Source organism: Caballeronia sp. LZ028 (genome assembly GCF_031451415.1).
GTDB lineage: Bacteria > Pseudomonadota > Gammaproteobacteria > Burkholderiales > Burkholderiaceae > Caballeronia > Caballeronia zhejiangensis.
Genome location: NZ_JARUXN010000003.1, coordinates 1,163,906 through 1,190,585, shown reverse-complemented (window position 1 = coordinate 1,190,585; position 26,680 = coordinate 1,163,906). Strand labels below are relative to the sequence as shown.

At 63.9% G+C, this 26,680-nt stretch carries 20 protein-coding genes and 3 pseudogenes; 11 read left to right on the top strand and 12 right to left on the bottom strand.

The window, feature by feature from the left end:
- The first annotated feature begins 185 nt into the window (after positions 1–185).
- Positions 186–3,626, top strand: coding sequence for a response regulator (locus QCE58_RS22670; protein ID WP_250522106.1), 3,441 nt, complete (start codon positions 186–188; stop codon positions 3,624–3,626).
- Here the strand turns inward: QCE58_RS22670 and lpdA are convergent.
- Positions 3,623–5,377 carry a dihydrolipoyl dehydrogenase gene (gene lpdA, locus QCE58_RS22665; protein ID WP_250522105.1) on the bottom strand — a complete coding sequence of 585 codons (1,755 nt, stop codon included), beginning with the start codon at positions 5,375–5,377 and terminating at the stop codon, positions 3,623–3,625. The two genes, QCE58_RS22670 and lpdA, sit on opposite strands and share 4 nt — an antisense overlap.
- 221 nt (positions 5,378–5,598) lie before the next feature.
- Here lpdA and QCE58_RS22660 point away from each other — a divergent pair, with 221 nt between their 5' ends.
- Positions 5,599–6,909, top strand: coding sequence for a DUF2325 domain-containing protein (locus QCE58_RS22660; RefSeq protein ID WP_250522104.1), 1,311 nt, complete (start codon positions 5,599–5,601; stop codon positions 6,907–6,909).
- On the opposite strand, the gene QCE58_RS22655 is transcribed toward QCE58_RS22660, so the two are convergent.
- The gene (locus QCE58_RS22655; RefSeq protein ID WP_250522103.1) at positions 6,906–7,307 is read right to left on the bottom strand and encodes a winged helix-turn-helix domain-containing protein; all 402 of its coding nucleotides are present in this window, start codon (positions 7,305–7,307) and stop codon (positions 6,906–6,908) included. The two genes, QCE58_RS22660 and QCE58_RS22655, sit on opposite strands and share 4 nt — an antisense overlap.
- Positions 7,308–8,038: 731 nt before the next feature.
- On the opposite strand from QCE58_RS22655, the gene QCE58_RS22650 reads away from it, so the two are divergent.
- Together QCE58_RS22650 and QCE58_RS22645 are read left to right on the top strand one after the other, a co-directional pair.
- Positions 8,039–8,359 carry a helix-turn-helix domain-containing protein gene (locus QCE58_RS22650; protein WP_250522102.1) on the top strand — a complete coding sequence of 107 codons (321 nt, stop codon included), beginning with the start codon at positions 8,039–8,041 and terminating at the stop codon, positions 8,357–8,359.
- Between the two features lie 95 nt (positions 8,360–8,454).
- Positions 8,455–8,691: a SymE family type I addiction module toxin gene (locus QCE58_RS22645; RefSeq protein ID WP_250522101.1), complete on the top strand. Its 237-nt coding sequence runs from the start codon at positions 8,455–8,457 to the stop codon at positions 8,689–8,691.
- 189 nt (positions 8,692–8,880) lie between these two features.
- Here the strand turns inward: QCE58_RS22645 and QCE58_RS22640 are convergent, their stop codons facing one another.
- The 4 genes and pseudogenes from QCE58_RS22640 to QCE58_RS22625 all read right to left on the bottom strand — a co-directional run bounded on the left by QCE58_RS22640 (position 8,881) and on the right by QCE58_RS22625 (position 12,533).
- On the bottom strand, positions 8,881–9,324 hold the full coding sequence (locus tag QCE58_RS22640; protein ID WP_250458194.1) for a polymorphic toxin type 22 domain-containing protein: 444 nt from the start codon (positions 9,322–9,324) through the stop codon (positions 8,881–8,883).
- Between the two features lie 1,041 nt (positions 9,325–10,365).
- Positions 10,366–11,463 (bottom strand): annotated as a pseudogene (locus QCE58_RS22635) (hemagglutinin repeat-containing protein); the annotation flags it as partial.
- 90 nt (positions 11,464–11,553) lie between these two features.
- Positions 11,554–11,682: pseudogene (locus tag QCE58_RS22630) on the bottom strand (ESPR-type extended signal peptide-containing protein); the annotation flags it as partial.
- A 365-nt stretch (positions 11,683–12,047) separates the two neighbouring features.
- Positions 12,048–12,533, bottom strand: a complete 486-nt coding sequence (locus QCE58_RS22625) for a molybdopterin-dependent oxidoreductase (protein ID WP_250522097.1) — start codon at positions 12,531–12,533, stop codon at positions 12,048–12,050.
- 223 nt (positions 12,534–12,756) lie between these two features.
- Here QCE58_RS22625 and QCE58_RS22620 point away from each other — a divergent pair, with 223 nt between their 5' ends.
- From QCE58_RS22620 to QCE58_RS22610, 3 genes are all read left to right on the top strand, one after another.
- On the top strand, positions 12,757–13,593 hold the full coding sequence (locus tag QCE58_RS22620; RefSeq protein WP_008349142.1) for an alpha/beta fold hydrolase: 837 nt from the start codon (positions 12,757–12,759) through the stop codon (positions 13,591–13,593).
- A gap of 120 nt (positions 13,594–13,713) precedes the next feature.
- Positions 13,714–14,952 carry an MFS transporter gene (locus tag QCE58_RS22615; protein ID WP_033536488.1) on the top strand — a complete coding sequence of 413 codons (1,239 nt, stop codon included), beginning with the start codon at positions 13,714–13,716 and terminating at the stop codon, positions 14,950–14,952.
- A gap of 73 nt (positions 14,953–15,025) precedes the next feature.
- On the top strand, positions 15,026–15,940 hold the full coding sequence (locus tag QCE58_RS22610; protein ID WP_008349140.1) for a hypothetical protein: 915 nt from the start codon (positions 15,026–15,028) through the stop codon (positions 15,938–15,940).
- A gap of 12 nt (positions 15,941–15,952) precedes the next feature.
- Here QCE58_RS22610 and QCE58_RS22605 read toward each other — a convergent pair whose 3' ends face one another.
- From QCE58_RS22605 to QCE58_RS22590, 4 genes and pseudogenes are all read right to left on the bottom strand, one after another.
- On the bottom strand, positions 15,953–16,846 hold the full coding sequence (locus tag QCE58_RS22605) for an ABC transporter substrate-binding protein (RefSeq protein WP_404989962.1): 894 nt from the start codon (positions 16,844–16,846) through the stop codon (positions 15,953–15,955).
- Positions 16,847–16,974: 128 nt separating this feature from the next.
- A pseudogene (locus QCE58_RS22600) lies at positions 16,975–17,925 on the bottom strand (ABC transporter permease subunit); the annotation flags it as partial.
- A gap of 100 nt (positions 17,926–18,025) precedes the next feature.
- Positions 18,026–19,570, bottom strand: a complete 1,545-nt coding sequence (locus QCE58_RS22595; protein ID WP_250441223.1) for a sugar ABC transporter ATP-binding protein — start codon at positions 19,568–19,570, stop codon at positions 18,026–18,028.
- The gene (locus QCE58_RS22590) at positions 19,560–20,801 is read right to left on the bottom strand and encodes an ROK family transcriptional regulator (RefSeq protein WP_175982673.1); all 1,242 of its coding nucleotides are present in this window, start codon (positions 20,799–20,801) and stop codon (positions 19,560–19,562) included. Before QCE58_RS22590 ends, QCE58_RS22595 begins: the two co-directional genes overlap by 11 nt.
- Before the next feature lie 311 nt (positions 20,802–21,112).
- Between QCE58_RS22590 and QCE58_RS22585 the strand changes: the two genes are divergently transcribed.
- The gene (locus QCE58_RS22585) at positions 21,113–21,607 is read left to right on the top strand and encodes a GAF domain-containing protein (protein WP_250436906.1); all 495 of its coding nucleotides are present in this window, start codon (positions 21,113–21,115) and stop codon (positions 21,605–21,607) included.
- A 126-nt stretch (positions 21,608–21,733) separates the two neighbouring features.
- Positions 21,734–22,717, top strand: a complete 984-nt coding sequence (locus QCE58_RS22580) for a substrate-binding domain-containing protein (protein ID WP_175982671.1) — start codon at positions 21,734–21,736, stop codon at positions 22,715–22,717.
- Between the two features lie 6 nt (positions 22,718–22,723).
- Here the strand turns inward: QCE58_RS22580 and QCE58_RS22575 are convergent, their stop codons facing one another.
- Entirely contained in the window at positions 22,724–23,896 is a 1,173-nt protein-coding gene (locus tag QCE58_RS22575; protein ID WP_008349133.1) for a fumarylacetoacetate hydrolase family protein, read from the bottom strand.
- 101 nt (positions 23,897–23,997) lie between these two features.
- On the opposite strand from QCE58_RS22575, the gene QCE58_RS22570 reads away from it, so the two are divergent.
- Positions 23,998–24,744, top strand: coding sequence for an IclR family transcriptional regulator (locus tag QCE58_RS22570; protein WP_008349131.1), 747 nt, complete (start codon positions 23,998–24,000; stop codon positions 24,742–24,744).
- Here the strand turns inward: QCE58_RS22570 and QCE58_RS22565 are convergent.
- The gene (locus QCE58_RS22565) at positions 24,723–25,265 is read right to left on the bottom strand and encodes a universal stress protein (protein WP_250522096.1); all 543 of its coding nucleotides are present in this window, start codon (positions 25,263–25,265) and stop codon (positions 24,723–24,725) included. The two genes, QCE58_RS22570 and QCE58_RS22565, sit on opposite strands and share 22 nt — an antisense overlap.
- Before the next feature lie 272 nt (positions 25,266–25,537).
- Here QCE58_RS22565 and QCE58_RS22560 point away from each other — a divergent pair, with 272 nt between their 5' ends.
- On the top strand, positions 25,538–26,677 hold the full coding sequence (locus QCE58_RS22560) for an HlyD family secretion protein (RefSeq protein WP_008349127.1): 1,140 nt from the start codon (positions 25,538–25,540) through the stop codon (positions 26,675–26,677).
- Positions 26,678–26,680: the final 3 nt, after the last annotated feature.

Here is a 26,680-nt window from a genome sequence, read left to right as displayed (position 1 = left end):
GTGCTGAAAGGAAGCGATGCGACGCTTCGCGAGCGTGCCGGAGGCCCGCTACGCGGCGCGGGCGAACCGGGTATCATGCGCAGCGGCTGAAACAAGAACTACAACTTTCGCGATCGTCGCCGTCGTGCGGGCCGCTTCCAGACATCTGCCCGGCACGCGACCTTCACGCCACATCGGAGCTGTTTATGCCATTGCGGTCCGGCGTCGACGAGGCCAGCTTTCGTCGCATCCTCTTTCGCAACATCGCGCTGCCGCTCGGAACGGGCGTCGTGACGGCCGTCGCGTTCGTCGCGCTCGTGCTGTATCTGCTGTCGGGCATCAACTGGGTCGAGCATTCGGAGCGCGTGATCGGCAATGCGCAGGAAATCGGCCGGCTCGTCAGCGAGAAGGAAAGCGCGATTCGCGGCTATCTGATTACCGGCGACGAGAGCTTTCTCGCGCCGTATGACACCGCGAAGCCGAAGCTCAGCGCCGATATCGACACGCTCGCCGATCTCGTCTCCGACAACGCGCCGCAAGTCGATCGCCTGATTCGCATTCGCGCCTTGCAGACGCAGTGGGACAAGGTCGCCGACGAGCTCATCGATGCCCGCCGCCGCGCGCAGGATTCCGTTCCGCTGGTGCGCGCGGGGCGCGGATCGGCCGAACGCGCGGAGACCGAGCGCGAGCTTTTCGCGTTTCTCAACATCGAGCAGGCCTTGCGGCTGCAGCGCGTGGAATCGGCGAAACAGCTCACGACGATCACCGTCGTCGTCTTCCTGATCCTGAGTCTCGCGCTGTCCGTGATTCTCGCAATCTTCGGCAGACGCGAATTGATGCAGCTTTCCAGCGCGTTCGGCGCGGCGATCGGCGAGCAGGAACGGCAGACGCGCGCGCTTCAGGAACAGGCCTGGCTGCGCGAAGGGCAGACGCGGCTTGCAGAGAGAGTCATCGGCCGGCAATCGCTCGATCAGCTTTGTCAGACGATCCTCGATTTTCTCGCGGATTACCTGAAGATTTCGATGGGCGCGTTCTATGTGCTCGAAGCCGACGGCGCGTTGAAGCGCACCGCGAGCTTCGGCTTCGATCCCGACAGCGCGCCGGTTCCCGAATCGCTCGCGGGCGTGAAAAGCCTCGTCGGGCAGGCGGTGCACGCGCGCAAGCTGACGAGCATGAACGACGTGCCCGCTGGTTACTGGAAGGTGACATCGGCGCTCGGCGCGAGCGCGCCCGCGAGTCTCGCGATCGTGCCGATAGAGAACGAAGGCCAGGCGAACGGCGCCATCGAACTGGGCGCGATGCACAAGCTGACCGAACGCGACGAGCAGTTCCTGAAGTCGATTGCGGGGAATATCGGCGATTTCGTCGAGGCGGCGCAGTATCGCGAGCGCCTGCAACGCGTGCTCGAAGAAACGCAGCAGTTGAACGAAGAGCTGCAGATGCAGCAGGAAGAACTGCGCACGACCAACGAGGAACTCGAACAGCAGACGACCGCGCTTTCGCAGGCGCACGTTTATCTGGCGAATCAGAAGGCCGAACTCGAACAGACCAACGATCGGCTCGCGGAACAGGCGCGCGTGCTCGACGAACGCAACGTCGCGCTCAATGCCGCGCAGGGCGAACTCGAAACGCGCGCCGAAGCGCTGCAGCGCGCGAGCCGCTACAAGTCGGAGTTTCTCGCGAACATGTCGCACGAACTGCGCACGCCGCTGAACAGTTCGCTGATTCTCGCGAAGCTGCTGTCGGAGAACAAGCCCGGCAATCTGACGAAAGACCAGGTCAAGTACGCGCAGACGATTTATTCCGCGGGCAACGATCTGCTCAATCTCATCAACGACATTCTCGATCTCTCGAAGGTCGAGGCGGGCAAGCTCGATCTGCATATCGAGGACGTGTCCTTGCAGCGCATCATGGATTCGCTTGCGCGCACCTTCGATCCGCTCGCGCGGCAGAAGAAGCTCCGGCTCGAACTGCGCAACGATATCGACGACTATCCGACGCTCACGACCGATTTCCGCCGTCTCGAACAGATTCTGAAGAACCTGCTGTCGAACGCGGTCAAGTTCACGGATGCGGGCGCGGTCTCGCTCACGCTCAAGCGCGCAGGCGAGGGCGCGGTGCAGTTCGTCGTGACGGATACCGGCATCGGCATTGCGCCGGATCAGCTCGAAGCGATCTTCGAAGCGTTCCAGCAAGCCGACGGCACCACGAGCCGTCACTACGGCGGCACGGGTCTCGGCTTGTCGATTTCGCGCAGTCTCGCGCATCTGCTCGGCGGCGATATCGCGGTGCGCAGCGCGCAGGGCGCCGGCAGCACGTTCACGCTGACGATGCCGCTCGTCTACGGCGCGTCCGACGCGTTGCCGAGCGCCGTAGCGGAAGCGCCCGCGCCCGTGGTCGTCGAAGAAGAGGCGCCGATCGAAGCGCTCCACGTCATCGACGACGATCGCTTCGATGTCACGCCCGGGCGACGTCTCGTGCTCGTGGTCGAAGACGAGCCGGGCTTCGCGCAAGTGCTGCTCGATCTGGCGCACGAACTGGGTTATCGATGCATCGTGAGCGGCACGGCGCGCGAGGCGCTCAAGCTCGCGCAGGACAGCGCGCCCAACGCGATCCTGCTCGACATCGCCTTGCCCGACCGCTCGGGGCTCGTGCTGCTGCAGGAACTGAAGGCGAATCCGAAGACGCGGCACGTTCCGGTGCATGTCGTGTCGGCGTCGGACAGAAGTGAGGCCGCGCTGCATCTCGGCGCGATCGGTTACGCGGTGAAGCCGACGACGCGCGAGCAACTGACGGCGATTTTCCAGCGCCTCGAAGAGAAGAGCAGCCAGAAGATCAAGCGCGTGCTGCTCGTCGAGGACGATGCGCGTCAGCGTCAGAGCATCGTCGAACTCATCAGCGATACGGACGTGGAGATCACGCCGGTCGAGTTCGGCCGCGACGCGCTCGAACTGCTGAAGACGACGATCTTCGATTGCATGATCATCGACCTGAAGCTGCCCGATATGCAGGGCGGCGACCTCTTGCGCCAGATGGCCGCGATCGACGCGTATTCGTTCCCGCCGGTGATCGTCTACACGGGCCGCAATCTGACGCACGACGAGGAAGCGGAACTGATGCGCTACTCGCAGTCGATCATCATCAAGGGCGCGCGTTCGCCCGAGCGTCTGCTCGATGAAGTCACGCTGTTCCTGCACAAGGTCGAGACGGATCTTTCCGCGGATCGTCAGGCGATGCTGCATGTTTCGCGCTCGCGCGACCGCGTGCTGGATGGCCGCCGCGTTTTGCTCGTCGACGACGACATTCGCAACATCTTCTCGCTATCGAGCGCGCTGGAGCATCAGGGATTGAAGGTGGATATCGGCCGCAACGGTTTCGAGGCAATCGAGGCGCTCGACAAGAATCCGGACATCGACGTCGTGTTGATGGACGTGATGATGCCCGGCATGGACGGACTCGAAGCGACGCGGCGTATCCGCGAGGACGCGCGCTTCAAGAAGCTGCCGGTGATCGCGATCACCGCGAAGGCGATGAAGGACGATCAGGAGCAATGTCTCGCGGCGGGCGCGAGCGATTATCTGGCGAAGCCGATCGACATCGACCGGCTTTACTCGCTGTTGCGCGTGTGGATGGCGCGGCGCGTTTAGATATTCAGCGCGCGCTTGTCGACGGCGAGCGCCGCTTCGCGCATCACTTCCGACAGCGACGGATGCGGGTGGCAAATGCGCCCGATATCCTCGCTCGCCGCCTTGAACTCCATCGCGACGACGGCTTCCGCGATCAGATCCGACGCGTTCGCCGAGATGATGTGCACGCCGAGAATCTCGTCGGTTTTCGCATCGGCGAGGATCTTGATGAAGCCGTCCGTTTCGCCGATGCCCATCGCGCGGCCGTTGGCGAGCATCGGAAACTGGCCGGCCTTGAATGCGCGGCCTTCCGCCTTCAGCGCCTGCTCCGTCTGCCCGACCCACGCGATTTCCGGATGCGTGTAGATCACCCACGGAATGCAGTTGTAGTCGATGTGCGGCTTCTGCCCGTCGATGATCTCCGCGACCAGCACGCCTTCGTCCTCCGCCTTGTGCGCGAGCATCGGGCCACGCACGACATCGCCGATCGCGTAGACGTTCGGGACTTTCGTCGCGCAATGGCCGTCGACGGGAATGAAGCCGCGTTCATCGACCGACAAGCCGATGGAATCGAGACCGAGATCGTCCGTGTTCGGCACGCGGCCGATCGACACGATCAGACGATCCGCGTCGAGCGTCTGCGCGTTGCCGTCCTTGTCCTTGTAGGAGATCGAGACGCTCGAATCCGTCGTCTTCACGCCGTCGATTTTCACGCCGAGATGAATCGTGAGACCTTGCTTCTTGAAGAGCTTCGCGGCCTCCTTTTGCAGCGCGGAGTCGGTCGTGCCGAGGAATTCGGGCAGCGCTTCGAGAATCGTCACTTCCGCGCCCAGCCTGCGCCACACGGAGCCGAGCTCCAGCCCGATCACGCCCGCGCCGATCACGGCGAGCTTCTTCGGCACGGACGTGAAGGCGAGCGCGCCTTCGTTGTCGGAGACGATCTTGTTGTCGACCGGCACGTTCGGCAGATGCCGCGCCTTCGAGCCCGTCGCGATGATCACATGCTGCGCGGTATGCGTTTCACCGCCGACGTCGATCCTGAAGTTCGCGCCGTCCTTGCCCGCGAGCTTGCCGTGACCTTTGATCCAGGTGATCTTGTTCTTGCGGAAGAGGAACTCGACGCCGCCCGTGATCTTCTCGACGATCGCTTCCTTGCGGCCGACCATCTTGCCGACATCGACGGAAAGGTTGTCCAGGTTGATGCCGAGCTCGTCGAAATGGAGTTGCGCCTTCTCGAATTGCTCCGATGACGCGAGCAGCGCCTTCGACGGAATGCAGCCGACGTTCAGACAGGTGCCGCCGAGTTTCGGCTTGCCGGCGTCGTTGATCCATTCCTCGACGCACGCCACCTTGCGGCCGAGCTGCGCGGCGCGGATCGCGGCGATATAGCCGCCGGGCCCGGAGCCGATGACGATCACGTCGAAATCGGCCTTCTGACCTGACGCGGCGGCGGGCTTTTCAGGCGCAGGCGCCGGGGCAGACGCGGGAGCGGGAGCGGGTGCAGACGCGGGCGCCGATGCCGATGCCTTCGTGTCCGTATCGATGACCGCGATGACTTCGTCCGCGTGAACGATGTCGCCTGCTTTCTTCAGCACTTCCACGATCGCGCCGGCCGATGGCGCGGGCACTTCGAGCACGACCTTGTCCGTTTCCAGCTCGATGAGGATTTCGTCCTGCGCCACGGCGTCGCCCGCATTTTTCTTCCACGGCAACATCGTCGCTTCGGTGACGGATTCGGAAAGCTGCGGAACCTTGACTTCAACCCTGGCCATTCAGATTCTCCTGTTGAGCAATTCGTCGCGATGGGAAATGTCCGGCTGCGTGCCTTGCGGACGCGGCCTTGTCCGGCCGGCCTGACGCGCCGAAGGACACAAGGATACGCCGTGTCCGGACCGCGCGCGCGGGATACGGCCCTCGACTCGCGCATCGCCTCGGCTTTGAGTCATCGTTATATTCGATGGTATATTGCGGAACACGAAAGCACGAGGTGATCATGCGGACCCCTCCGTTTCAACTTGCACGCTCGAGCGCGCCCGGCCTATGCGATGCGTGCTGTCAGCCGACCGAATCCGATCTTCGCGCCTCGCGTCGTCGCGCGCGTCTTGCCGAACTGGATTCGCATCTGCATTGCTCGGTGATCGGCACTTGTCTTTCGACGGGCGAGCTACGCAAGCTCGTGCCCAAATTCACCGATCTCGACCGCCATCACGCGAGTGATCTGGAGATTCATCACGCCGCTGTCGAACTCGCGATCGCGGGCGGCGCGGGCGCGAAGGCGCTGAACAAGGCGCTCGACGAACGCTATTCAGGCGCGATCCGCCGTTTCGACGCCGCGCGCGATACGCAGGCGCTGCTCGATCTGTGGAACGAGGCGCTGAAGTCCGGCGATATTCCGCCCGCGTATTGGGCGGTGATGTCGCATCCGCACGCGACGATTGCAGTGCGCCAGTCCGCGTTCGGCGAACTTCATATGCTGTCGCATCTCGTCGGCGCGGCGAATCGCGCGGATATCCGGCGGCTCGTCGCGCTCGAAGCGGAGAATCAGGAGCTTAGGGAAAAGATCGATCGGCAGCAGGCGCGTCTTTTCGAACTGAGCGCGGAACGCGATGCGTCCGTCAGACAGGCGAGCGAGCACGCGCTGCAACTCGCAGCGTTCGGGCAACGCAAGGCGGATTTGCCGACGGCGCAGCTCGCAGCCGAAGTCGAGCGCCTGCGCGAAAAAATCGAGGACGGTGAATGCAGGCTCGCGCTGCACACGAGCCGCCGCGAAGCCGCCGAGCAGCGCGCGCTCCGGGACGAGGACGAGACACGCGCATTGCGCAACAAGCTGGGCGAAGTTCAGGCGCTGCTGAAGGTCGTACAGGCCGAGTGCGCGGCGCTGGAACGCGCGACGCTCGGTGCCTGCGATCGCCCCGACGTGCGCCGACGCGCGATGGAATGGGTGAGCGGCAGGCGTATCGTCTATGTCGGCGGAAGGCCGAATTCGAATGCGGTGCTGAAGGCGCTGGTGGAGGCCGCGGGCGGCGAGCTGATCGTCCATGACGGCGGCATCGAAGATCGCAAGGGCTTGCTCGCGGCCGCGCTGCCGAACGCGGATGTCGTGCTGTTTCCCGTCGATTGCATCGATCACGATTCGATGAGCATGCTCAAGCGCGTCTGCGACCGGCATGGCGTCGAGTATTCGCCGTTGCGCACCGCGAGCGTCGCGAGTTTCGTGGAGTTCGTCGGACGGCTCACGATTCGCGCGCGTGGCGGTCAGGCGAGCGCGCCGCCGCCGTCGGCGTTCTGCTTACGACACGGTTAGGGCTTGAGCAACTGCGTGAGCGATTCGATCTGCTCGGCGCACGCGGCTTGCGCCTGTGTTTCGACATCGCGATAAAGCCGCACGATGCTTTCGCCGACGGGCGTCAGCACGCAGCCGCCGCCGCTTTGCCCGCCTTGTTCGGAGATGGTCGCGGGCGATTTGAGCGAGCGATTGAGCTCGTCGATGAGCAGCCACGCGCGCCGGTACGACATGTCGAGGCTGCGCGCCGCCGCCGATATCGAGCCGTGCTTGCGCACCGCTTCGAGCAGCGACACCTTGCCCGGACCGATGGCGATGGTCTCGCCTTTCGTGACGCGCATGCGAAAGCGCACTTCGATCGGCTGGTTCGCCGCGTCGGTGTCTGATGCGTTTTCCGGTGTTTTCAGGGTCGTCGCCATGCCCGAGAGGATACACGAAGGAAATCGGAGGGGCGTTTGACGAGGGGCTTGCGGGCGTTATCGGTTGTCCGGATAGGACGGCAGCGGGGAATATGCAAGGCCGTGTTTGCGACATGCATGTGGCTTGGGCTGACGGGAGGCGCGAGGTGGTCATCGCGGACGGTCGATGATCGGGTAGAGAGATTGGCGCGACTGCCCGAGCGGCGCTTGCATTTCGTTACGCCAGTGGAAGTCGCGCTCGCCCGTTAGCATCTGCTTGCCGTCGAAGCCGCGCGCGTTCCAGCGTTGCCGATCGCGATGTCATCGACGCGGAAGAGTGTGCCCGGTAAATATTGGCGGTGGAATGTCGTTACGTAGCGGAACGGATGGCTTGCCACCGGGAACCAGCAACGAGAGGGTAGGGGCGAGCACCGCCATGCGATAACGGTAGGTCCGCCGCTTGGCTTGCTATGAGCGCGACGCCGGGTACATATGCCGCGGCTGGCTCGCCGGAATCTTGTGACCCGCTGCGATCCGACGCCCGTACATCTGTCGGACTGTGCCAAACCCCGCGCCCGAATCGAGATCCGCCACCGGCACCACCAGACACCCGTTCAAGTGTTCATGGCCCGATTCCCGATACACGCCCACACGCTGCAACTTCGCGCGCACTTCCTTTCCTTCGCGCGAGTAACTCGGCGGCAAGCGATACGTCAGGCTCTTGTTCGCGTACCCGAGCCGGAACGTATCGCTTGGCCGATGCCGTCGGACTGTCCGTGCTTCAGGTTCACCGCTACGAAGGCGGCGCTTCACAACCCACTCTTGATACGATTCGAAGACTGGCTGTTGCGCTAGGCGTGAGCGCCGATGCACTGGTGTTTGATGAAGGCGAACGCGGCCCCGATGAGGCGCTGCGCTATCAGTTCGAAACGATTTCGCGCATGTCCGAGCACGAGCAGCAGCTCGCTCGCGAACTACTTGATGCGCTGATCGTCAAGAGCCAAGTGACCGGCGCGATTGCGCGCGTCACGGCAGCCGAAACCGCCGAACGCAAGCCGCGCAAAAGCCGCTAAAGAGGAGAGTTTCAACCCGTAAACGAAGCGCGGGCCGTAACGGCTGCAACCGATACGACCCGCTGACCACAACCAGCTCAATTAGGGAGCTAATCATGGCTGATACCGATCTTAAATCAAACTTGAGCGTTTCCCAACGCTTCATGATCTGCGACGCCGCTATGCGTGAGTGCGACATCAAGACCGCTCACAATCGTGGCAAGTACGAACGGCCCATTCCCGTGCCGTACATCCGGCTCATGGGCAAGTGGCTTGCTCAGGCCGGCTTCAAACCGCGCAGCCGCGTGTGCGTTCAGGTGGAAGACGGACGGCTCATCATTACGCCAGCTTGAACGACGCTACAAACGACAAACCCGGCTGCGGCCGGGTTTGTCGTTTCATGTTTCTAACTTAGAAGCTTTTCAATCAACAAACTTCCCAAGATGACCAGAACGATCGCTCCAAATACGTAGTAGGCGCGCCGCTCTCCTGGACTCATACGCTTCCACTCTTCGTCAGTGGGTCCTCTCATAAAACCCCCTTCATTGCTTGGAACCTCCTATCGGAACGGAGTGGCTCCACGGAGTAACGCCAAACGTAAATCCTGACGGCGTCGTTACCCCTATTTCGACCGCCGTCGCTCCTCCGTAGGCATGCGTTACCGCACCGAACGCATTGACTTTCCATGGAGTCGGAATGGAAACAAATGCCTGATTTCCGTCTCCGTTCATAAATGCATTCGTTGAGCTTGCATCGCGCGCACCGAATATCCAGCCAAGGCTGCTTGTAAAGCCGGGAGACCAAGAACCCGGTGGGAACGTCTGGGTAACCCCAGCAGATACGTATCTTGTCCCATCGTAAAGGTTAACCGCACCTCCAACACTGCCCGATAACGATGAAGCACTGACAGTCGCATAATTCGGTGATATCGCCCCCGACGCCTGCTGTGCCACGTTCCCTTGCGCCTGAATCGCAGCACTCAGCATTGCGTCACTACATTGCACGGTGGCCGGGCACACCTGCGCAACCAGATCCTTCGGCTTCTTGTCACCGCCTGCACCATCATGAGCGGACCGATTGTATAAATCGACGCTCGACGCAGTGGCCGCTCCCGTCGAACCTCCCACCGCCGCTCCCGCGCCCGTCGCAAGCACGTTCGCAATGATGTTACCCAGCGCCCGATCCGCATCCGCGTTGCCGGTCGGACTCGATGCCGCGATGTCGTGACTCAACTCATTGAGCTTACCCGCCGCCGCCGATATTCCCGCTCCTGCCGCACCCTGCGCCGCGCTCGCAACACTTCCCCCACCCAGTCCCGCCACCGCCGCCCCACCGGCGATATGCATCGCAACCCGATACTCGCCACCTTCCTTCCACTTGCCAACGCCCGACGCGCCCGCCGTTGTCGAATCGCAATTTCTCCTGACGCGCCAACCACTTGCAACCCGATTTTTTCCGACGCACCTGACACCCTGCAACTTTTTCCCCCGACGCGGTTTTGGGCCTCAAGACGCGAGTTTGCCAGATGACGCTCTGCGTCCATCTCAATTAACCAGCATGACGAACCATTCGTCCCGCCGTGGCTGACGGCGCACGAAGTGCGACGGCAGACGCGGCGGAACTCGGCCTCCGCACACCGACCACGCCGAACCCGTCAAGGCCGCGCAGCGCCCGAAGGGCTTGGCCTTGACGGCCACAGGTTCTTAGACGCTCGGACATGCGGTGCAAGACGGGTTTTAGGCTTGCACCGCATGCCAAACCGCGCTTTTCTTGTGCTGTTGATTTCGCCGCGCAGCGGCGCAAGATGGGGAGCCCCACGGGGGCGGACGGGAGGGGCGGCTGCGAGCACGGAGCGTAAGCCCGTAGGGCTGAAGCCCGAGCGCAGCAGACGCACCGGGTGGGCGGGGCCGTACAGCTTGAACGACGCTACAAACGACAAACCCGGCTGCGGCCGGGTTTGTCGTTTCATGTTTCTAACTTAGAAGCTTTTCGATGACTAGGTAACCAACGAATACCATAGCAGCGCCGACGAAGATCGTCCCAGCACTGATCCCACTCTTCGTCGTCGCGTGCTCGTTGCCGCTGTCGTTCTGCGAGATCATCGGCGAGACGCCCCCGCCATCGGATACCGCCGTCACACCATTGGCCTTCGCGCTGTTCGGTGCCCCCATGGACCCGCCTGCGCTGAACCCACTGCTCTTCGCATCGTAGTTCGACGCGTTCGCGATATCGCTGAAACTCAGGGTGCCCGTCGTGAGCGTGTTCTTTGCGGCCTCCGCATCGCTCGAGATATACGCACCCTTCAGGTCGGTATTCCCCTTCACGTTGATGTCGAACCCGCCCGCACCCGCATGGATGCCTGACTGTTCCTCAACGCCCGCATAGTCACCATGCGCGTCGCCCTTCTGCTGGCTGTAGCTCGCGCTGCCGCCCGCCTGGCTGATGCTGACACCGGCGCTCTGACTCGCCTGATGCGCCGCGCTGTGGCTCGTATCCTGCACCGACTCGATGTTCAGATTGCCGCCGATCAACGCCGACACCTGCCCGCCATCGACCGTCGCGCCCTTGATGTTCGTATCGCCACCCGACACGATGCTTACACTATTAGCGCCGCTGATATGCGTATTATTCTGCGCCGCCGAATCCGCGTTGGCATCGCCATGTGCGCGGCTCCCCGAGGCCGAGATCCCATACCCCTGGGACCCAAACGACACGCCGACGCTGCCGCTCTTCGATTCGTTGCTGCTGCGCGTACTGTCCGTATCCGTCGAATGGATCAGGTTGACCTGATTGGCCGCCGCCAGCACTACGTCGCTTGCGTTCACGTTCGAGCCGGCAATAGTGACGTTGCCGCTTCCCGGCGTGCCGTTAAGGTCGGTGCTGTTGCTCTCCAGCCTGCCGCCGTTCGAATTGTCGAGCGTGCCCGACACCGCGACAGACATCGGCCCCGCGCCCGTCTGCGTGATGATGGTTGCAGCGTTATTCAGGATCGCGCCCTGGCGCTGGACGTCGAATTGTGAATAATTGTTGACCGACACGCCCGCCGAACTGGGTCGCGAGATATTGACTTGCGGCAACCCGTTTTGCGTCTGTATGACTTGAGCGCCCGAGCCGGGCACCGCGACTATCTGCGCAATTGACGGCGCGCTTAGGATGACATTGCCGATAAGGACCATCGCGGCGAGAACGAGCGCGCGCAATGCGGGCACGGTCCCGGCGTGATGAGAGCGCGTCGCGGGACGACGCGCGCCGGGCGCGGTGCGATGAGCGCTGGCGAAGTCCGCGACGGCGACGAGCATATGCCGCACGCGGCTATAGACGAGTTTGTAAAAACCCTTATTCATGATTCTTTTCGGGATTGAGTCGGCGGGGTCAGCGTCTGCGCGCCACTGCTTAGCGGCAGAGAACTCCGAATTTTCAGCCATCCTTAACTGAAAATTCATACAGATAACTCTGAAAGAAGAAACGCCTCGCGAGATGCGAGGCGCCTATTCGAGTGGGGAAATTCTGAGTTTGGAACGAACGAGCGCGAGTCCCGGTCTGTGCGCGGCGATCTAGGGCGTGTCCGGATACCGGATCACAAAATCCTCACATCGCGGACAACCCGGCGCACACGTCGTCTCAACGCCTCGCGCAAGCGCGACTTCCTTCGCCGAAGTGATCGTCGCGCCGATTTCCCGCGCGAACAGCATGCGATCGGCCGATCCGTTCATCGATGCGACGCACCCAGAACGTGGGCATCGACGCGCGCGAGGCGCTTCAGATGGCGCGGCGCGCGCACCGTGTCCGCGCCGGAAACGAGCACCGGCAATCCGTCCTCGATGCCAAGTTCGCGATCCTCGCACTCATACGCGACAATCACCTGCGCGCCGATCGGCGTATTGAAAAGCTCGTGCCAGGAGAACGTCACCGCATAGCCATCGTGCGCGTGCGCGAGGAACACGGTGCGCTTGAAATCGGTGTTGTCCGGCCGGCGCACGCCCGCGGCGTCGAGCACCACGCGCAATGGCACGCCGCGATAGCTTCCCATCGGTCGAATGTAGCGGCCCGTCGAAAAGCACACGAGATCGAACGGCTCGATGCTCACGCGCCCGAATTCGCGCATTGCGGCGACATCGAGCGTCAGCGGCCTTTGCACCGCGCCGCCGATCTCGATATATGGGCTACTCGAATTGCTCTGGCTCGATGACGACATGATTCCTCGAAACATGGGGTCGCGCGAAATGGGCTATATCCGGGAATATATTACGATGTCGCACCGATGACATTTCTGTCCGCACATAATCGGCATGCCCGGCGCACGATTGGGCAACAAAATGGGCAAACGTGTACTGTTCTACCCGCGAGAACGTCGCAGCCGGCTGAGCGATCCGCCCAGCCGGCATCCCGCTCCATCCCATCAACGAGAGAGGATTGTCATGCCGTTCGTCACGACCAAAGATAACGTCGAAATTTTCTACAAGGATTGGGGCCCGAAGGACGCGCAGCCCATCGTTTTCCATCACGGCTGGCCGCTTTCTTCCGACGATTGGGACGCGCAATTGCTGTTTTTCGTCCAGAAGGGATATCGCGTGATCGCGCACGACCGGCGCGGACACGGCCGCTCGTCGCAAGTCTCGGACGGTCACGACATGGATCACTACGCCGCCGACGCCTTCGCGGTCGTCGAGGCGCTCGATCTGCGCAACGCAATCCATATCGGACATTCGACGGGCGGCGGTGAAGTCGCCCGCTATGTCGCGAAGCACGGCGAACCGGCGGGACGCGTCGCGAAGGCGGTCCTCGTCAGCGCTGTGCCGCCGCTCATGCTGAAGACGGAAGCCAACCCGGAAGGCCTGCCTATCGACGTCTTCGACGGTTTGCGCAAAGGGCTCGCGGACAACCGCGCGCAGTTCTTCGTCGATGTGCCCGCAGGTCCGTTCTACGGCTTCAACCGCCCGGGCGCGACGGTGCATCAGGGCGTCATCCAGAACTGGTGGCGTCAGGGCATGATGGGCAGCGCCAAGGCGCACTACGAGGGCATCAAGGCGTTCTCGGAAACGGATCAGACCGAAGATCTCAAGTCGATCTCCGTCCCCACGCTCGTTCTGCATGGCGAGGATGACCAGATCGTGCCGATCGCCGATGCCGCGCTGAAGTCCATCAAGCTGCTGAAGAACGGCACGCTGAAGACGTATCCGGGCTTCTCGCACGGCATGCTGACCGTCAACGCGGACGTCCTCAACGCAGACCTGCTCGCATTCGTGCAGGGCTGATTCACGCAGCCGGCGCGGACATTGTTCGTCCGCGCCGGCATCTCTGTTCAAGGCACACGGCTTTTTCCCGATTGGAAGCGCGCTTAAAGTGGCCAACTCCAATCTAGCCTCAGTGCCATCATGCAAATCGATACACCAGCAATTGCAGCATCGCCGGAAGGACGTTCGACGTCGATGCGCCAATGGCTCGCCGTCATCGCCGTGGCCGTGAGCGCGTTCGCGTTCGTGACGGCCGAATTCCTGCCCGTCGGCTTGCTGCCGCAGATCGCGCACGATCTCGGCGTGTCGCCCGGCGTCGCGGGTCTCATGGTGACGACGCCCGGCGTCATGGCCGCGATATTCGCCCCGACGCTCATCGTCAGCGCGGGCCGAATGGATCGGCGATATGTCTTCCTGCTCCTCACCGCCGTCCTTCTGATCGCGAACCTCGTCAGCGCCGTCGCGAACAATCTGCCGGTCATGCTCGCGGGCCGCGCCATGCTCGGCGCCGCGTTGGGCGGCTTCTGGACCCTTGCGACCGCCGCCGCGCCGCGACTCGTGCAGCCGAAAGATGCAGCGAAGGCCACCGCGACCATTCTGACCGGCGTGACGCTCGCGACGGTCGTCGGCGTGCCGCTCGGCACGTTCATCGCGTCGTTCGCGTCGTGGCGTTTCTCGTTCGCGGCGACGGCGGGACTCGTCGCCGTGGCGCTGATTGCACAGGCGCTGCTCGTGCCTTCGTTGCCGTCGGCATCGGCGTTGCGCATCGCCGATTTCAGAAAGCTGCTCGCGCGTCCTCACACGCGATTGAGCATGCTGATGGTCGCGCTCGTTTTCGGCGCGCATTTCTCGACCTACACGTACATCGCGCCGCTGCTCGAACAGGACTTCTCGTTGAGCACGATCACGCTGCTGCTCTTCGGCTTCGGCCTCGTCGGCTTCTTCTCGAATGCGCTGATGTCGATGGTCGTCTCCGGTCATCTCAAGAAGTCGGTCGCCGCGATGGTGTTGCTGCTGCTCGGCGCGATTTCGTCGATGCTGCTGCTGGAGCACTCGATCATCGGCGAAACGGCGGGGATGCTGCTGTGGGGCATTGCGTTCGGCGCCTTGCCGCTGTGCTTCAGCGTGTGGATTCAGCGCGGCACGGCGGACTTGCCCGAAGCGGGCTCCGCAATGTTCGTGAGCATCATCCAGGTGGCGATTGCGGTGGGATCGGCGGTCGGCGGCACGATCGTCGACCGTGCGGGCGTACACGCTGATTTCACGTTGGGACTCGCGCTCGCGCTGCTCGGACTCGTCGCGCTGCAACGGCTGGCGGCATGGGAACGGCCGGCCCGGGCGTCCGCATTCAAGCGCGGATACGACGCTTCGCCGGATTGACCTGTCGCAAGCCGCGCTATATTGGTCGTTCGGTCCGACGCCCTTGCGCCGGGCTCATCGACGGGAGAAGCGCATGAAGCGTCGGCTGATGGCGGCAATCGCAATGACGATGTTCCTCGCGGCGTGCGGCTCCGTCGCGCCGGACGCGGCCGTGCAAACCGTCCCGCTCGCGGGCACGCCAAACGGCGTCGCAGTGCGCGATTCGGACGGCGCCGTGTTCGTCACCGACGACCGGACCAACGGCGTCGTGATGACGTCGCATATCGGCGAAGAGGACGCGCCCGCGTTTTCGCTCTACGCGCGCATTCCGGCAGCCGAGGGCGAACGCACGAGCCTGAGCCAGATCGCGTTCGCGCCGAACGGTCATCTGCTCGTCGAGCAATTCGGCTTCGGCACGTCGGCCGCGATCTACGATGTCGCGCCGAGCGGTCAGGTCGCGCTCGCATCGGACACGAATTCCGCGCGGCGGCGTGTCGGCCTGCTCGTGCTCGATGGCGGCACGTTTCTGTCGAGCTGGTTCATGGAGGAGGGTGGCGCGCCGGCAGAAGGCGGCGTCAGCGTGATTACGCGTGGCACGGCGCCGCGGCAGGTGATCGAGCGCGACATCGTCACCGGATTGGGCAAGCCGGTCGGCTTGGCTACGGTCGGCGACACGCTCTACATCAGCGATCAGGCCGCGAACCGCATCTATCAGGTGGACTTGCAGTCGGCGCGGGCGGCGAGCGCGCCCGTGCCGGCGAGCGATGTCTTCGCGACGGTCGAAGCGCCCGACCTGATGGCCGCGACTCCCGACGGCCGGCTCTTCACGAAATGCGGCGCGCACGCCGTATGCAGCATCTCGAAGCGCGGCCGCGCGACGGTCATCGCCGACGATCTGCAATCGCCGCGCGGCGTGGCGGTGGACGTCGCGCGCAAACGGCTCGTCGTCGTGGATCGGTCGAGCGCGCCGGACAAGCCGAGCGCGCTGCGCGTGGTGCCGATCAAATAGCGACGGTGTCGCTCATCGCGGCGACGACCATCCCTTATAGCTGCCGACGTTGTCGCGCGTGACGAGCGTCGACGGCAGCAGGATCGTCGAGTTGGCGGGCTTCTTGCCGTTCATCAGATCGTAGCCGACGCTCACCGCCTGCTGCGCCATCGCCCACGGATCCTGGCTCGCCGACGCCTGAACCATCGTGTCGGTCTTGAGCGCGGTTTCGATATCGGGCGCGCCATCCACCGACGTAATCACGATGTTGTTCCGATGCAGTTGCTTCGCCGCGAGGTCCGTGCCGATCGCTTGCGGATCGTTGATCGCGAACACGCCGTCGAGCTTCGGGAAACGCGTCAGATAACCCTGCATCGCGTTCATGCCGCCTTCGCGCGAGCCTTTCGCGTCCTGATCGTCGGAAAGTACCTTGATGCCCGGGTTCTTCGCGAGCACGCTCTTGCAACCGTTCACGCGATCGATCACCGCCGACACTTGCGGCCCGTTCTCGATCACCACGTTGCCCTTGCCGTTGAGCTTCTTCGCCAGATAATCGCAGGCAATCTCGCCGGCCTGCACATTGTTGGTCTGCACGGTCGCGTCCGCGCCGGCCGCCGCGACGTCCACCGCGACCACGACGATGCCCGCCTTCTGCGCCTTCTTCACCGCCGGCTCGATCGCCTTCGGATCGACGGCGTTCAGCAGGATCATGTCGACCTTCGCCGAAATGAAATTGTCGATCTGCGTGAACTGCTTGTTCATGTCGTAATCCGACGAAACAGCCGTCACCTTCACGTTCGGATTGAGCGTCTTGGCCTTCGCTTCCGCGCCCTTCGAGATCGTCACGAAGTACGGATTGCCGAGCGAGCCGACCGTGATGCCGATGGACTTCAACTGCTTGTCGGCGGCGTGCGCGGATAGCGACATCGTGAAACCGAGAGCGAGTGCGACGCTGGCGAAAAGCTTGTTGTGTTTGCGCATGTTGTTGTCTCCGGGGTGGTCCATATTTTTGAGGGCGGGCGCAAGCGGACCCGAATGCGCCCGGTTTAGCCAGATCAGGTGCGAGCCGAGCCGCGCTGACGGTAACGATCGAGCGCCACCGCGCCGATGATCACGAGGCCCTTGATGATGTACTGCCAGATATCCGACACGCCGAGCAGCACGAGGCCGTTGGAGAGCACCGCGATGATGAGTGCGCCGACCAGCGTGCCGACGATCGAACCCACGCCGCCGACGCAGCTCGTGCCGCCGAGAATGACCGCGGCGATGGCGTCGAGTTCATACGACTGGCCGAGTTGCAAACCGTTCGCGGCGTAGAGACGCGCGGCCGACATCACGGCGCCGAGACCGGCGAGCAGGCCCGAGATCGCGTAGACGAAAAGCTGGATGCCCCACACCTTGATGCCGGAAAGACGCGCCGCTTCCGGATTGCCGCCGACCGAATAGATGCGCAGTCCGAGCACCGTGCGTCGCAGGATGAACCACGACACCAGCACGACGAGCAGCGCGATGATGACGAGCCAGGGCACGCCGAAGAGCGTGTCGTTGCCGATGAACGCGAACGGCAATTGCGGATTGAAGATCGTCGTATCGTGACCGATGAGCCGCGCGATACCGCGCACGGCGGTCAGCGAACCGAGCGTCACGATGAACGGCGGCAGCTTGAGCAGCGCGATCAGCAATCCGTTGATGACGCCGAAGCCGAGACCGACGGCGAGCGCGGCGGGAATGCCGAGCCATCCCCATCCCGGAATGTTCGATGCGAGCAGTGCGGCGACCGCGCCCGCCGAGAGAATCGAGCCGACCGACAAGTCGATGCCGCCCGTCAGAATCACGAAGGTCATGCCCGCCGCGAGCACGATGTTGATCGATGCCTGCTGCGTGACGATCGACAGATTCTGGAAGCTGAAGAAGCCGTCGGTGACGATGCCGAAGCCGATGCACAGCAGGATCAGCACGGGCAGCATGCCCGCGGTTCGCATCAGCACCTGCATGCGTTCGCGATGCTCGATGCGGTTCTGCCGCTGCGATACGCTCTCCGCCTTCGCAACCGGCGCGCTGTCGTGGTGTTTCGTCGTGTTAGCCATGTCTCTCTCCAGATATCCTTTAAGCCGCCTGATCGAGCGCGACCTTCGAGCCCGTCGCCAGTTCGATGATCCCTTCCTGCGAAATCGGCTTGCCGGAATGGCCGCCGAGTTCGCCCGCGATTTCGCCTTCGCGCATCACGAGCACGCGGTCCGCCACGCCGATCACTTCCGGCAGCTCGCTCGAGATGACGATCACGCCGACGCCCGACCGCGCGAGATCGTTGATGATTCGATAAATCTCCGACTTCGCGCCGATATCGACGCCACGTGTCGGCTCGTCGAGAATCAGCACTTCGGGCTTGGTTTCGAGCAGGCGCGACAGCAGCACCTTCTGCTGATTGCCGCCCGACAGCGCGCCCACGTTCACGCGCATGTTCGGCACGCGGATGGTCAGCGCGGCGATCGCGTCCTTCGCGCGCGCGTTGCCGCGCGGCAGGTCCATCACGCCGGCTTTCGCATCGCGTCCGGCGACGGTGATATTGATGTTGTCGCGCACGCTCATGTCGAGGAAGAGGCCCTGGCCCTTGCGGTCTTCCGTCAGGTAGACGAGACCGGCATCGATCGCGTCGCGCGGCGTGCGCAGCTTGAGCGGCTTCCCGTGCATCGACACTTCGCCGCGTATCGCCGGTTCCGCGCCGAAGATCAGACGCGCGAACTCCGTGCGTCCCGCGCCGACGAGTCCCGCGATGCCCAGCACTTCGCCCTTGTGCAGATCGAGGCTGCATCCTTTCACGCGATTGCCGTCCGCCATATCGCGCACGGACAGCACGACGTTGCCCGGATCGTAAGGCGCGTGCTGCTTCTTGTAGAAGCCGGAGATGTCGCGGCCGACCATCATCTTGACGAGGCTGTCGGCGGAGAGTTCGTCGCGCATCAGCGTGCCGACGTACGCGCCGTCGCGCAGCACCGAAACGCGGTCGCTCAGTTCATAAATCTCCGCCATCCGATGACTGATGTAGATGATCGCGATGCCTTCCTCGCGCAGTTGCCGCACGAGCTCGAACAGGCGATCGGTTTCGCGCGAGGAGAGCGGCGTGGTCGGCTCGTCCATCACGAGGATGCGCGCGTGAGCATGCACGGCGCGCGCGATTTCGACGAGTTGCCGCTCCGCGATCGACAGGTCGCCGACGAGCGTATGCGGCTTGAAGTTCGCACCGAGACGCTTGAGCACGTCGGTGCACCCGCGCTCCATGCCCGCGCGATCGACGAGCCTGCCGCGCCGCAATTCGCGCCCCGCGTAAATGTTCTCCGCGACGGAAAGATTCGGCGCGAGGCTCAGTTCCTGATAGATCACCGCGACGCCGAGCGCGCGCGCGGCGAGCGGCCCGCCGATGGTGACGGTCTTGCCGTCGATCAGGATTTCTCCGCCCGCATCGGCCTGATAGGCGCCCGAGAGGATTTTCATCAGCGTGGATTTGCCCGCGCCGTTTTCGCCCATCAGCGAATGCACTTCGCCGGGATAGACCGACAGACGCACGTCGTTCAACGCGCGCACGCCGGGAAAGGTTTTGCTGATGCCGCGCATTTCGAGCAGCGGCGGTCGGCTGGAAGCATCATGCGGCATGGTTCATCTCCTGCGGTTTGATGCCCGCGTGGCGGATCGCCGCGCGCGGTGAGAAGTTGAAGAACATCGGCAACGTGGCCGCGCCGATCGCGCCCGCATCCGGGCCGAAGGAGCCGCGCACGAGCGTCGGGGTGCCGCGCGCTTCGGGCGCGTTGGCGGCGAGCGTCGTCGACAGACGTGCGACGAGCTTGTCGAGGAGGCCGCCGTCGATGTCGGAATCGATCACGACCATCGGCACGTCGAGCACGCAGAGCGTCGCGCGCAGGGCGGGCGCGAGCGCTTCGATGCAGTCGTCGATCCATTCGTCGACGGCGGGAAGACTGCGCTCGATGCAAGCCTGCAGATCGACGCGGTTATCGGCCGCGGCGCCACAGTAGTTGAGATGCCGCACGAGCGCGTTCAGCGATGCGCGCGACAGCAGGATGTCCCACTGGCCGGCCGGTTGCGGCGCGGACGGCAGGCGGCTCGGCGGCACCGGAATCACGCCGATGTCGCCCGCATTGCCCGACGCGCCGCGCAGGCAGTCGCCGTTGATCGCGATGCCGCCGCCAATCGCGGAGCCGAGAAAGAGATAGACGAAGTCGTCGCAACTGCGGCCGTGGCCGTAGAAAAGCTCGGCCGTCGCGGCGGCGTTGCCGTCGTTTTCGCTGAAAACCGGCAGCGAGAGCGTGCGCGCCAGTTCATCGGCGAAATCGGTTTCGTCCCACGCGCGGAAGCGTTCGGCGGGCAGGCCGAGTTCGCGCAGCCAGCTGCCGAGATTGAAGGGCTGTGCGATGCCGATGCCCGTCAGCCGCTCGCGCTCCGGCTCGGAAAGCAGGCGAAGCATGCTTTTGACGTCGCGTTGCACGATTTTGAGCACTTCGGACGGATGCGGCAGGATGGCGTCCAGCGCGCTGCGGGCGAGCACGTCGCCGGCGAAATTCACGAGCACCGTTTCGATGCCTGTGCGATCCAGCCGCACGCCGATACCGAACGCGCCGCGCGGATCGAGCCGGATCAGCGACGCGGGCTGACCGCGCTGGCCTTCGAGACGACGACCGGTGTATTCGATCAGGCCCGCATTTTCCAACGATTCGACGATGCTGCCGACCGCCGTGCTCGTGAGATTCGCGTGACGCGCGAGGTCGGCCTTCGATGCCGGCTCGGTGCGCCGCAGCGCCTGCAGCAGCAGACGTTCGTTGTACCGGCGCACGCTCGCGGAATTGCTGCCTCTGCCGCTTGGGGATTTCACGCGCTGTCTCCGAAGTAGCCGGCCATCGAGTCGTGGCCATTAATTAAATCAAGTTGATTTATTTAAGACCGACGGCGCGGCGAAGTAAAGCAGGGAAATCCCGAAGCATTTTGTTCAGCGGAATGCGAAACGCGCTGCGCGACCATTGCAAACCGCGGACCCGGTGCGCTTTCACACTAGGCGATGCAATCGTCAGTTCCAAGCTTTGCGACACGGCTTTGCAGCCAGCTTTCGACGCGCGGTGCGCGCAGCGTCGTGCGGATCGATGTGCTATCGTCGGCGACACTTTTCGACACATTGGCCGCCGTTTCATGTTCTCGATTTCCGAAGCCACGCACGCGACCAAGGCCGCGCAATACGACGATCTGCTGCAGCAAGCCCGCGCGCTCCTCGCCGATGAAACCGACTTCATCGCCAACGCGGCGAATTTTTCGTCGCTCATCTATCACACGCTGCCGGATCTGAACTGGGCCGGCTTCTATCTGTTCGATGGCACCGAACTCGTCGTCGGGCCGTTTCAGGGCAAGCCGGCGTGCGTGCGGATCGCGCTTGGACGCGGCGTCTGCGGCACGGCGGCGCGCGAACGGCGCACGCAGGTCGTGCCGGACGTGCACGCGTTTCCGGGCCACATCGCCTGCGATTCGGCGTCGCGCTCGGAGATCGTCGTGCCGCTCGTCGGAAGCGACGGCGCGCTGATCGGCGTGTGGGACGTCGATAGCCCCGTGCCGAACCGCTTCGACGATGAAGACGCGCTCGGCATGGAAGCGCTGTGCGCCGAGTTCATCGCGCTCGCGTGGAAAAAATGAACGTCGAAGCAGCGGATAACGGCGCGGCCGCGCTCGTGGAAGCGGCCTCGCGCTGAGAATTTGTCCTGATCGGACGACTGGTCGCGTGCGTCTACAATGGGACGTTTTCATCCGTCTCAAAATTTCATGACGAGCCTCGTCCGCCGCCGCCTGCTTGCCGCATGCGCCATGAGCGCGTGTGCGTTCGCGCGCGTGCGCGACGTGCGCGCGGCATCGGACAAGGCGACCGTCGCGCTCGTGATGAAGTCGCTCGGCGATCCGTTCGTCGTGTCGATGATCGAAGGCGCGCGCAACTATCAGCGCCATTACGCATCGCAGCTCGATCTCACGACGAACGGCACGCTCACCGACAACGACGTCGCCGGGCAGATTCACATCGTCGAGTCGCTCATCGAAGCGAAGGTCAACGCGATCGTCATCGCGCCGGCGGATTCGAAGGCGCTGCTGCCGGTGGCGGCGAAGGCGATCGCGGCGGGCATCATCGTAATCGCCATCGACAATCCTTTCGACGAAGCCGCGCAGGACGCGGCGCGCGTCACGATTCCGTTCGTCGGACCGGACAGCCGGCGCGGGGCGAGGCTCGTCGGTGGGTATCTCGGCTCGAAGCTGAAGGCGGGCGATGAAGTCGCGATCATCGGCGGGCCGGCGAACGATCGCAACGCGCAGCAGCGCACGGTCGGCTTCACGGACGCGATGAACGCGGCGGGCATGCGTATCGCCGCCGTGGACAGCGGCGACTGGACCCTCGTGAGCGGCAAGGCGAGTGCGCTGGAGATGCTCTATGCGCATCCGGACTTGCGCGGCTTGCTCTGCGCGAACGACAACATCGCGATGGGCGCGATCGACGCGATCCGCATCGCCGGAAAAAGGGGCCGCGTGCTGGTGACGGGCTACAACAACATCGAAACCGTGCAGCCGATGCTCGACGACGGCCGCCTGCTTGCGACCGTCGAGCAATTCGGCGCGCGGCAGGCGGTGTTCGGTCTGGATGTCGCGGTGAAGGCGCTCGTGGAGAAGCGGCGGCAGAGAGACTTGTCGCCGTATATGGAAACGCCGGTGCAACTGGTGACGAGAGGGGCAGCGAAGGGGTTTCGGTTCGGGGCTTCTTAGAGCGCGTTAAACCAGCCCCCGCGCCGCAAGACTCCGATACAGCGCCCGCACCCCGAACGTCCACGGCTCGATTTCCGTCGACAGCTTCACCGTATTGACGAGCGCGCCGAGACTGGGCGTCGAGATCGTCACGACATCGCCGAGATGATGCGTGAAGCCGCCGCCTTCGGTGTCGCGGTCCTTGATCGGCGAGAACATCGTGCCGAGGAACAGCATGAATCCATCCGGATACTGATGATGCGCGCCGTGCGTCTGCGTGACGAGATCCGCCGGATCGCGGCTGATCTCGCTCATGTGGCTCACGCCTTCGAGCACGAAGCCATCGTCCGCGCCTTCGATGCGCAGCGACACGCTCGTCGCGCGCACCGAATCCAGCGTGAAGCGCTCGTCGAAAAGACGCACGAACGGGCCGATCGCGCACGACGCGTTGTTGTCCTTCGCCTTGCCCAGCAACAGTGCGCTGCGGCCTTCGATATCGCGCAGATTCACGTCGTTGCCGAGCGTCGCGCCGACGATCTCGCCACGCGCATTCACCGCCAGCACGATCTCCGGCTCCGGGTTGTTCCATTTCGACGTCGGATACAGGCCGACATCCGCGCCGAACCCGACCGAGGACATCGGCTGCGACTTCGAAAACACTTCCGCGTCCGGCCCGATTCCCACTTCCATGTATTGCGACCACGCGCCGCGACGCTCCAGTTCGGCCTTCAGCTTCATCGCGGCGTCCGAGCCGGGCTCGATCTTCGACAGATCCGCGCCGATCAGCTTGTTGATCGTGTCGCGCACTTCCTGCGCGCGGCTTGCGTCGCCGCCCGCCTGCTCTTCGATGACGCGCTCCAGCAAACTCACCGCGAACGTGACGCCGCACGCCTTCACCGCCTGCACGTCGCAGGGTGCGAGCAGGCGCAGGCCGCCGGCCGATGCATCGAGCGTCGCTTGCAGCAGATCCTGAACGTTGCCGAGATGCTCGCCTTCGGCGTTGCGGGCGATGTCGAGCGCATCGGCGTGATCGAAGAGGTCGGCGGTGGTCGGCGCGGCGCGCGTGATGTCGAACACTTCGCCCTTGCGCACCGCGACGACGGCGGGACCGTTCACGGGCGCAGGGCGCCAGACACGGCCGATCAGCACGGCGTCGGCGAAATCTTCGGGCAGACAGGAGGAGACGTTGACGGTTTGCATGAATGCGATGACAGGCGGGAAAGGAATGCCGATCGTAGCCCGCGTGTCGAAGAGTGTCCATTGGGTTGATTAAATGTCCAACCCGTTGGAATAATGCGGTCATGGAAAAAACTTACGACGTTCCCGCGCTGCGCCGCGCCAGCGACATTCTCGAAGCGCTCGCCGCCGCCGCGAAACCGGTGCGTGCGGCCGCGCTCGCGGAACAAACCGGCCTCTCGCGCAGCACGCTTTATCTGATGCTGGAAACGCTCGCGCGCATGCAATGGATCGAAAAGCGCGACGACGGCTACATGATCGGCGTCGGTCTCTTCGAGCTCGGCAACGCCTATGTGCGGCACGACAAGCTGCAAGCCGCGTTTCGCGAAGGCGCCGGCGCGTTCATCAACAAGCACAACGAGGTCGTGCAGCTCGCCGTGCTCGACGGCGTGCAGGTTGTCTACATCGCGCGCGAGGACGCGCATCGTCCGGTGCGGCTCGTGTCGGATCTCGGCTCGCGTCTGCCCGCGCATTGCTGCGCGCTCGGCAAGGCGCTGCTTTCCGGAATGACCGATGAAGCCGTGATCGAGCGCCTGCCCGACCGTCTCGAAGCGGTGACGCCGCGCACCATCACGCGGCGCGCGGCGCTACTGCGCGAACTCGCGTCGATTCGCGCGAGCGGTCTCGCGGTCGAGCGCGAGGAAGTCGCGGAAGGCCTCGCGTGTTTCGCGGCTTACGTCGGGATGACGCCGGCGGGCAAGCGCGTCGCGGTATCGACGAGCGTGCCGGTCGGCCGGCTCGATCCGAAACGTGAGAAGCAGATTTCGATCGGTATCGTGCAGCTTGCAGCTCACTTGCGCGGCGCGCTCTGACGATGTGATACGCGCGTGCCAGCGCAGGCCGACGAAGCGGCGACGCGCGCGTGATCGGTTCCTGCGGAAAGCGGTGCGCTCGCGTGCGCCGCGATCAGCACGTCGCATGTTGCGTGCGAGCACACTACATCGCGCAGACGCGCTTCGCCGTGCCGCCAGCCGGTTTCCGCCTCGCCGCCGAGCACGATCAGATCCGCGCCCGCCGCTTTCGCCTCGCGCGCGATCAGTTCGCCGACGCTCGTGCCGTCGAGCGGCTGCGTGACGCTGCGCGCAATGCCGTCGATGCCCGCGCTATCGATCAATCGCGCCGCATAGCGCGTGACGGCACGCGCGTGATCCTCGATGACATCGAGCGTTTCGCCCGGATTGCTGTCGGCGGTGACGATGGCCCACCACGGCGCCTGATCGACGATGTGCAGCGCGGTCAGCCGCGCGTTGCAGTCGCGGGCGCGCGTGATGGCGGTGGTCAGGGCGCTTTCGCTGAGGCTCGTGCCGACCGCGACGAGAATGTGCTTGTACATGATGAGTCTCCGTCTGTTTGGTTCAGAGCGGATGATCGGCTCGCAAAGTTAGCGGGAAATGAGCGCGCAATTGCATCTTTTACAAAGCGACTGGATCGCTGGCCATTGCGCCCGCGCCGCTGCGCCTTCGCGTATCGAAACCGTAAGGGAATACCGTTTGCTGATCGTGTGCCTTCCGAATGCCTCCATCGAGCGTCCGAGCGCTCCGGCATTCGCGCAACTTCGCCCGGCGTTCGTCCGGGTCTCACCCGATTACCCGATAGCGAGCGGCGATGTCAGACCGAGACGACTCCGATACTCAAGACGAAGCGCGCGAGAATGAGCGCAAGGACGCGAAAGACGACGGCGACAAAGCGAAAGACAAAGCGCGCAAGAAGCCCGGCAAAAAGCCGCTGATCATTCTGGGCGTCGTCGTCGTGGTGCTGGCGATCGGCGCGTTCGTCTGGTGGTTCCTGACGCGCAATCAGGTCAGCACCGACGACGCCTACACCGACGGCGATGCCGTCACGATCGCGCCGAAGGTATCGGGCTATGTCGTGACGATGAACATCGACGACAACCGCTTCGTGCACAAAGGCGATCTGCTCATCAGGATCGATCCGCGCGATTATCAGGCGCAACTCGATCAGGCCAACGCGCAGCTCGGTCTCGCGCAGGCGCAACTGCACGCGGCGCAAACGCAGCTCGAAGTGGCGCGCGTGCAGTATCCAGCGCAGCTCGCAGAGGCCCAGGCGCAGGAGCTCAACGCGCGCGCCAATCTCGCGCAGGCGAGCGCGGCGTACGAGCGGCAGCATTCCGTCGATATCCGCGCGACGTCGCAACAAAACATCGACACCGCGGACGCGCAGCAAAAGAGCGCGCAGGCGAACGTCGCGCAGGCGCGTGCGCAGGTCCGCACCGCGAGCCTCGTGCCGCAGCAGATCGCGCAAGTCGTGGCGACCGTCGAGGAGCGGCGTCAGCAAGTGCGGCAGGCGCAGGCGCAAGTCGAATCGGCGCAACTGAATCTCTCGTACACGGAACTGCGCGCGCCCGCCGATGGCTGGATCACGAAGCGCAACGTGCAATACGGCACGTTCCTGCAGGCGGGCACGTCGATACTTTCGCTCGTCACGACGCGCGTCTGGATCAGCGCGAACTTCAAGGAGTCGCAACTGGATCGGATGCAGCCGGGCGACAAGGTCGATATCGACGTCGATGCGTATCCCGACATGAAGCTGCACGGCCACGTCGACAGCGTGCAGCTCGGCAGCGGCTCGCGCTTCTCCGCGTTCCCCGCCGAAAACGCGACGGGCAACTTCGTGAAGATCGTGCAGCGCGTGCCGGTGAAGATCGTCATCGACGACGGATTGAAGCCGGGCACATCGCTGCCGCTCGGGCTTTCGGTCGTGCCGACCGTCATGCTGCGCCATTGACAT

What these genes read in the sequence shown, in the direction of transcription:
- QCE58_RS22565 (WP_250522096.1), bottom strand. Translation starts at nt 25,265, where the DNA reads ATGTACAAGCACATTCTCGTCGCGGTCGGCACGAGCCTCAGCGAAAGC.
- QCE58_RS22560 (WP_008349127.1), top strand. Translation starts at nt 25,538, where the DNA reads ATGTCAGACCGAGACGACTCCGATACTCAAGACGAAGCGCGCGAGAAT.
- QCE58_RS22580 (WP_175982671.1), top strand. Translation starts at nt 21,734, where the DNA reads ATGACGAGCCTCGTCCGCCGCCGCCTGCTTGCCGCATGCGCCATGAGC.
- QCE58_RS22645 (WP_250522101.1), top strand. Translation starts at nt 8,455, where the DNA reads ATGGCTGATACCGATCTTAAATCAAACTTGAGCGTTTCCCAACGCTTC.
- QCE58_RS22640 (WP_250458194.1), bottom strand. Translation starts at nt 9,324, where the DNA reads ATGCTGAGTGCTGCGATTCAGGCGCAAGGGAACGTGGCACAGCAGGCG.
- QCE58_RS22570 (WP_008349131.1), top strand. Translation starts at nt 23,998, where the DNA reads ATGGAAAAAACTTACGACGTTCCCGCGCTGCGCCGCGCCAGCGACATT.
- QCE58_RS22575 (WP_008349133.1), bottom strand. Translation starts at nt 23,896, where the DNA reads ATGCAAACCGTCAACGTCTCCTCCTGTCTGCCCGAAGATTTCGCCGAC.
- QCE58_RS22595 (WP_250441223.1), bottom strand. Translation starts at nt 19,570, where the DNA reads ATGCCGCATGATGCTTCCAGCCGACCGCCGCTGCTCGAAATGCGCGGC.
- QCE58_RS22625 (WP_250522097.1), bottom strand. Translation starts at nt 12,533, where the DNA reads ATGTCGTCATCGAGCCAGAGCAATTCGAGTAGCCCATATATCGAGATC.
- QCE58_RS22670 (WP_250522106.1), top strand. Translation starts at nt 186, where the DNA reads ATGCCATTGCGGTCCGGCGTCGACGAGGCCAGCTTTCGTCGCATCCTC.
- QCE58_RS22620 (WP_008349142.1), top strand. Translation starts at nt 12,757, where the DNA reads ATGCCGTTCGTCACGACCAAAGATAACGTCGAAATTTTCTACAAGGAT.
- QCE58_RS22605 (WP_404989962.1), bottom strand. Translation starts at nt 16,846, where the DNA reads ATGTCGCTATCCGCGCACGCCGCCGACAAGCAGTTGAAGTCCATCGGC.
- QCE58_RS22610 (WP_008349140.1), top strand. Translation starts at nt 15,026, where the DNA reads ATGAAGCGTCGGCTGATGGCGGCAATCGCAATGACGATGTTCCTCGCG.
- QCE58_RS22660 (WP_250522104.1), top strand. Translation starts at nt 5,599, where the DNA reads ATGCGGACCCCTCCGTTTCAACTTGCACGCTCGAGCGCGCCCGGCCTA.
- QCE58_RS22585 (WP_250436906.1), top strand. Translation starts at nt 21,113, where the DNA reads ATGTTCTCGATTTCCGAAGCCACGCACGCGACCAAGGCCGCGCAATAC.
- QCE58_RS22655 (WP_250522103.1), bottom strand. Translation starts at nt 7,307, where the DNA reads ATGGCGACGACCCTGAAAACACCGGAAAACGCATCAGACACCGACGCG.
- lpdA (WP_250522105.1), bottom strand. Translation starts at nt 5,377, where the DNA reads ATGGCCAGGGTTGAAGTCAAGGTTCCGCAGCTTTCCGAATCCGTCACC.
- QCE58_RS22615 (WP_033536488.1), top strand. Translation starts at nt 13,714, where the DNA reads ATGCAAATCGATACACCAGCAATTGCAGCATCGCCGGAAGGACGTTCG.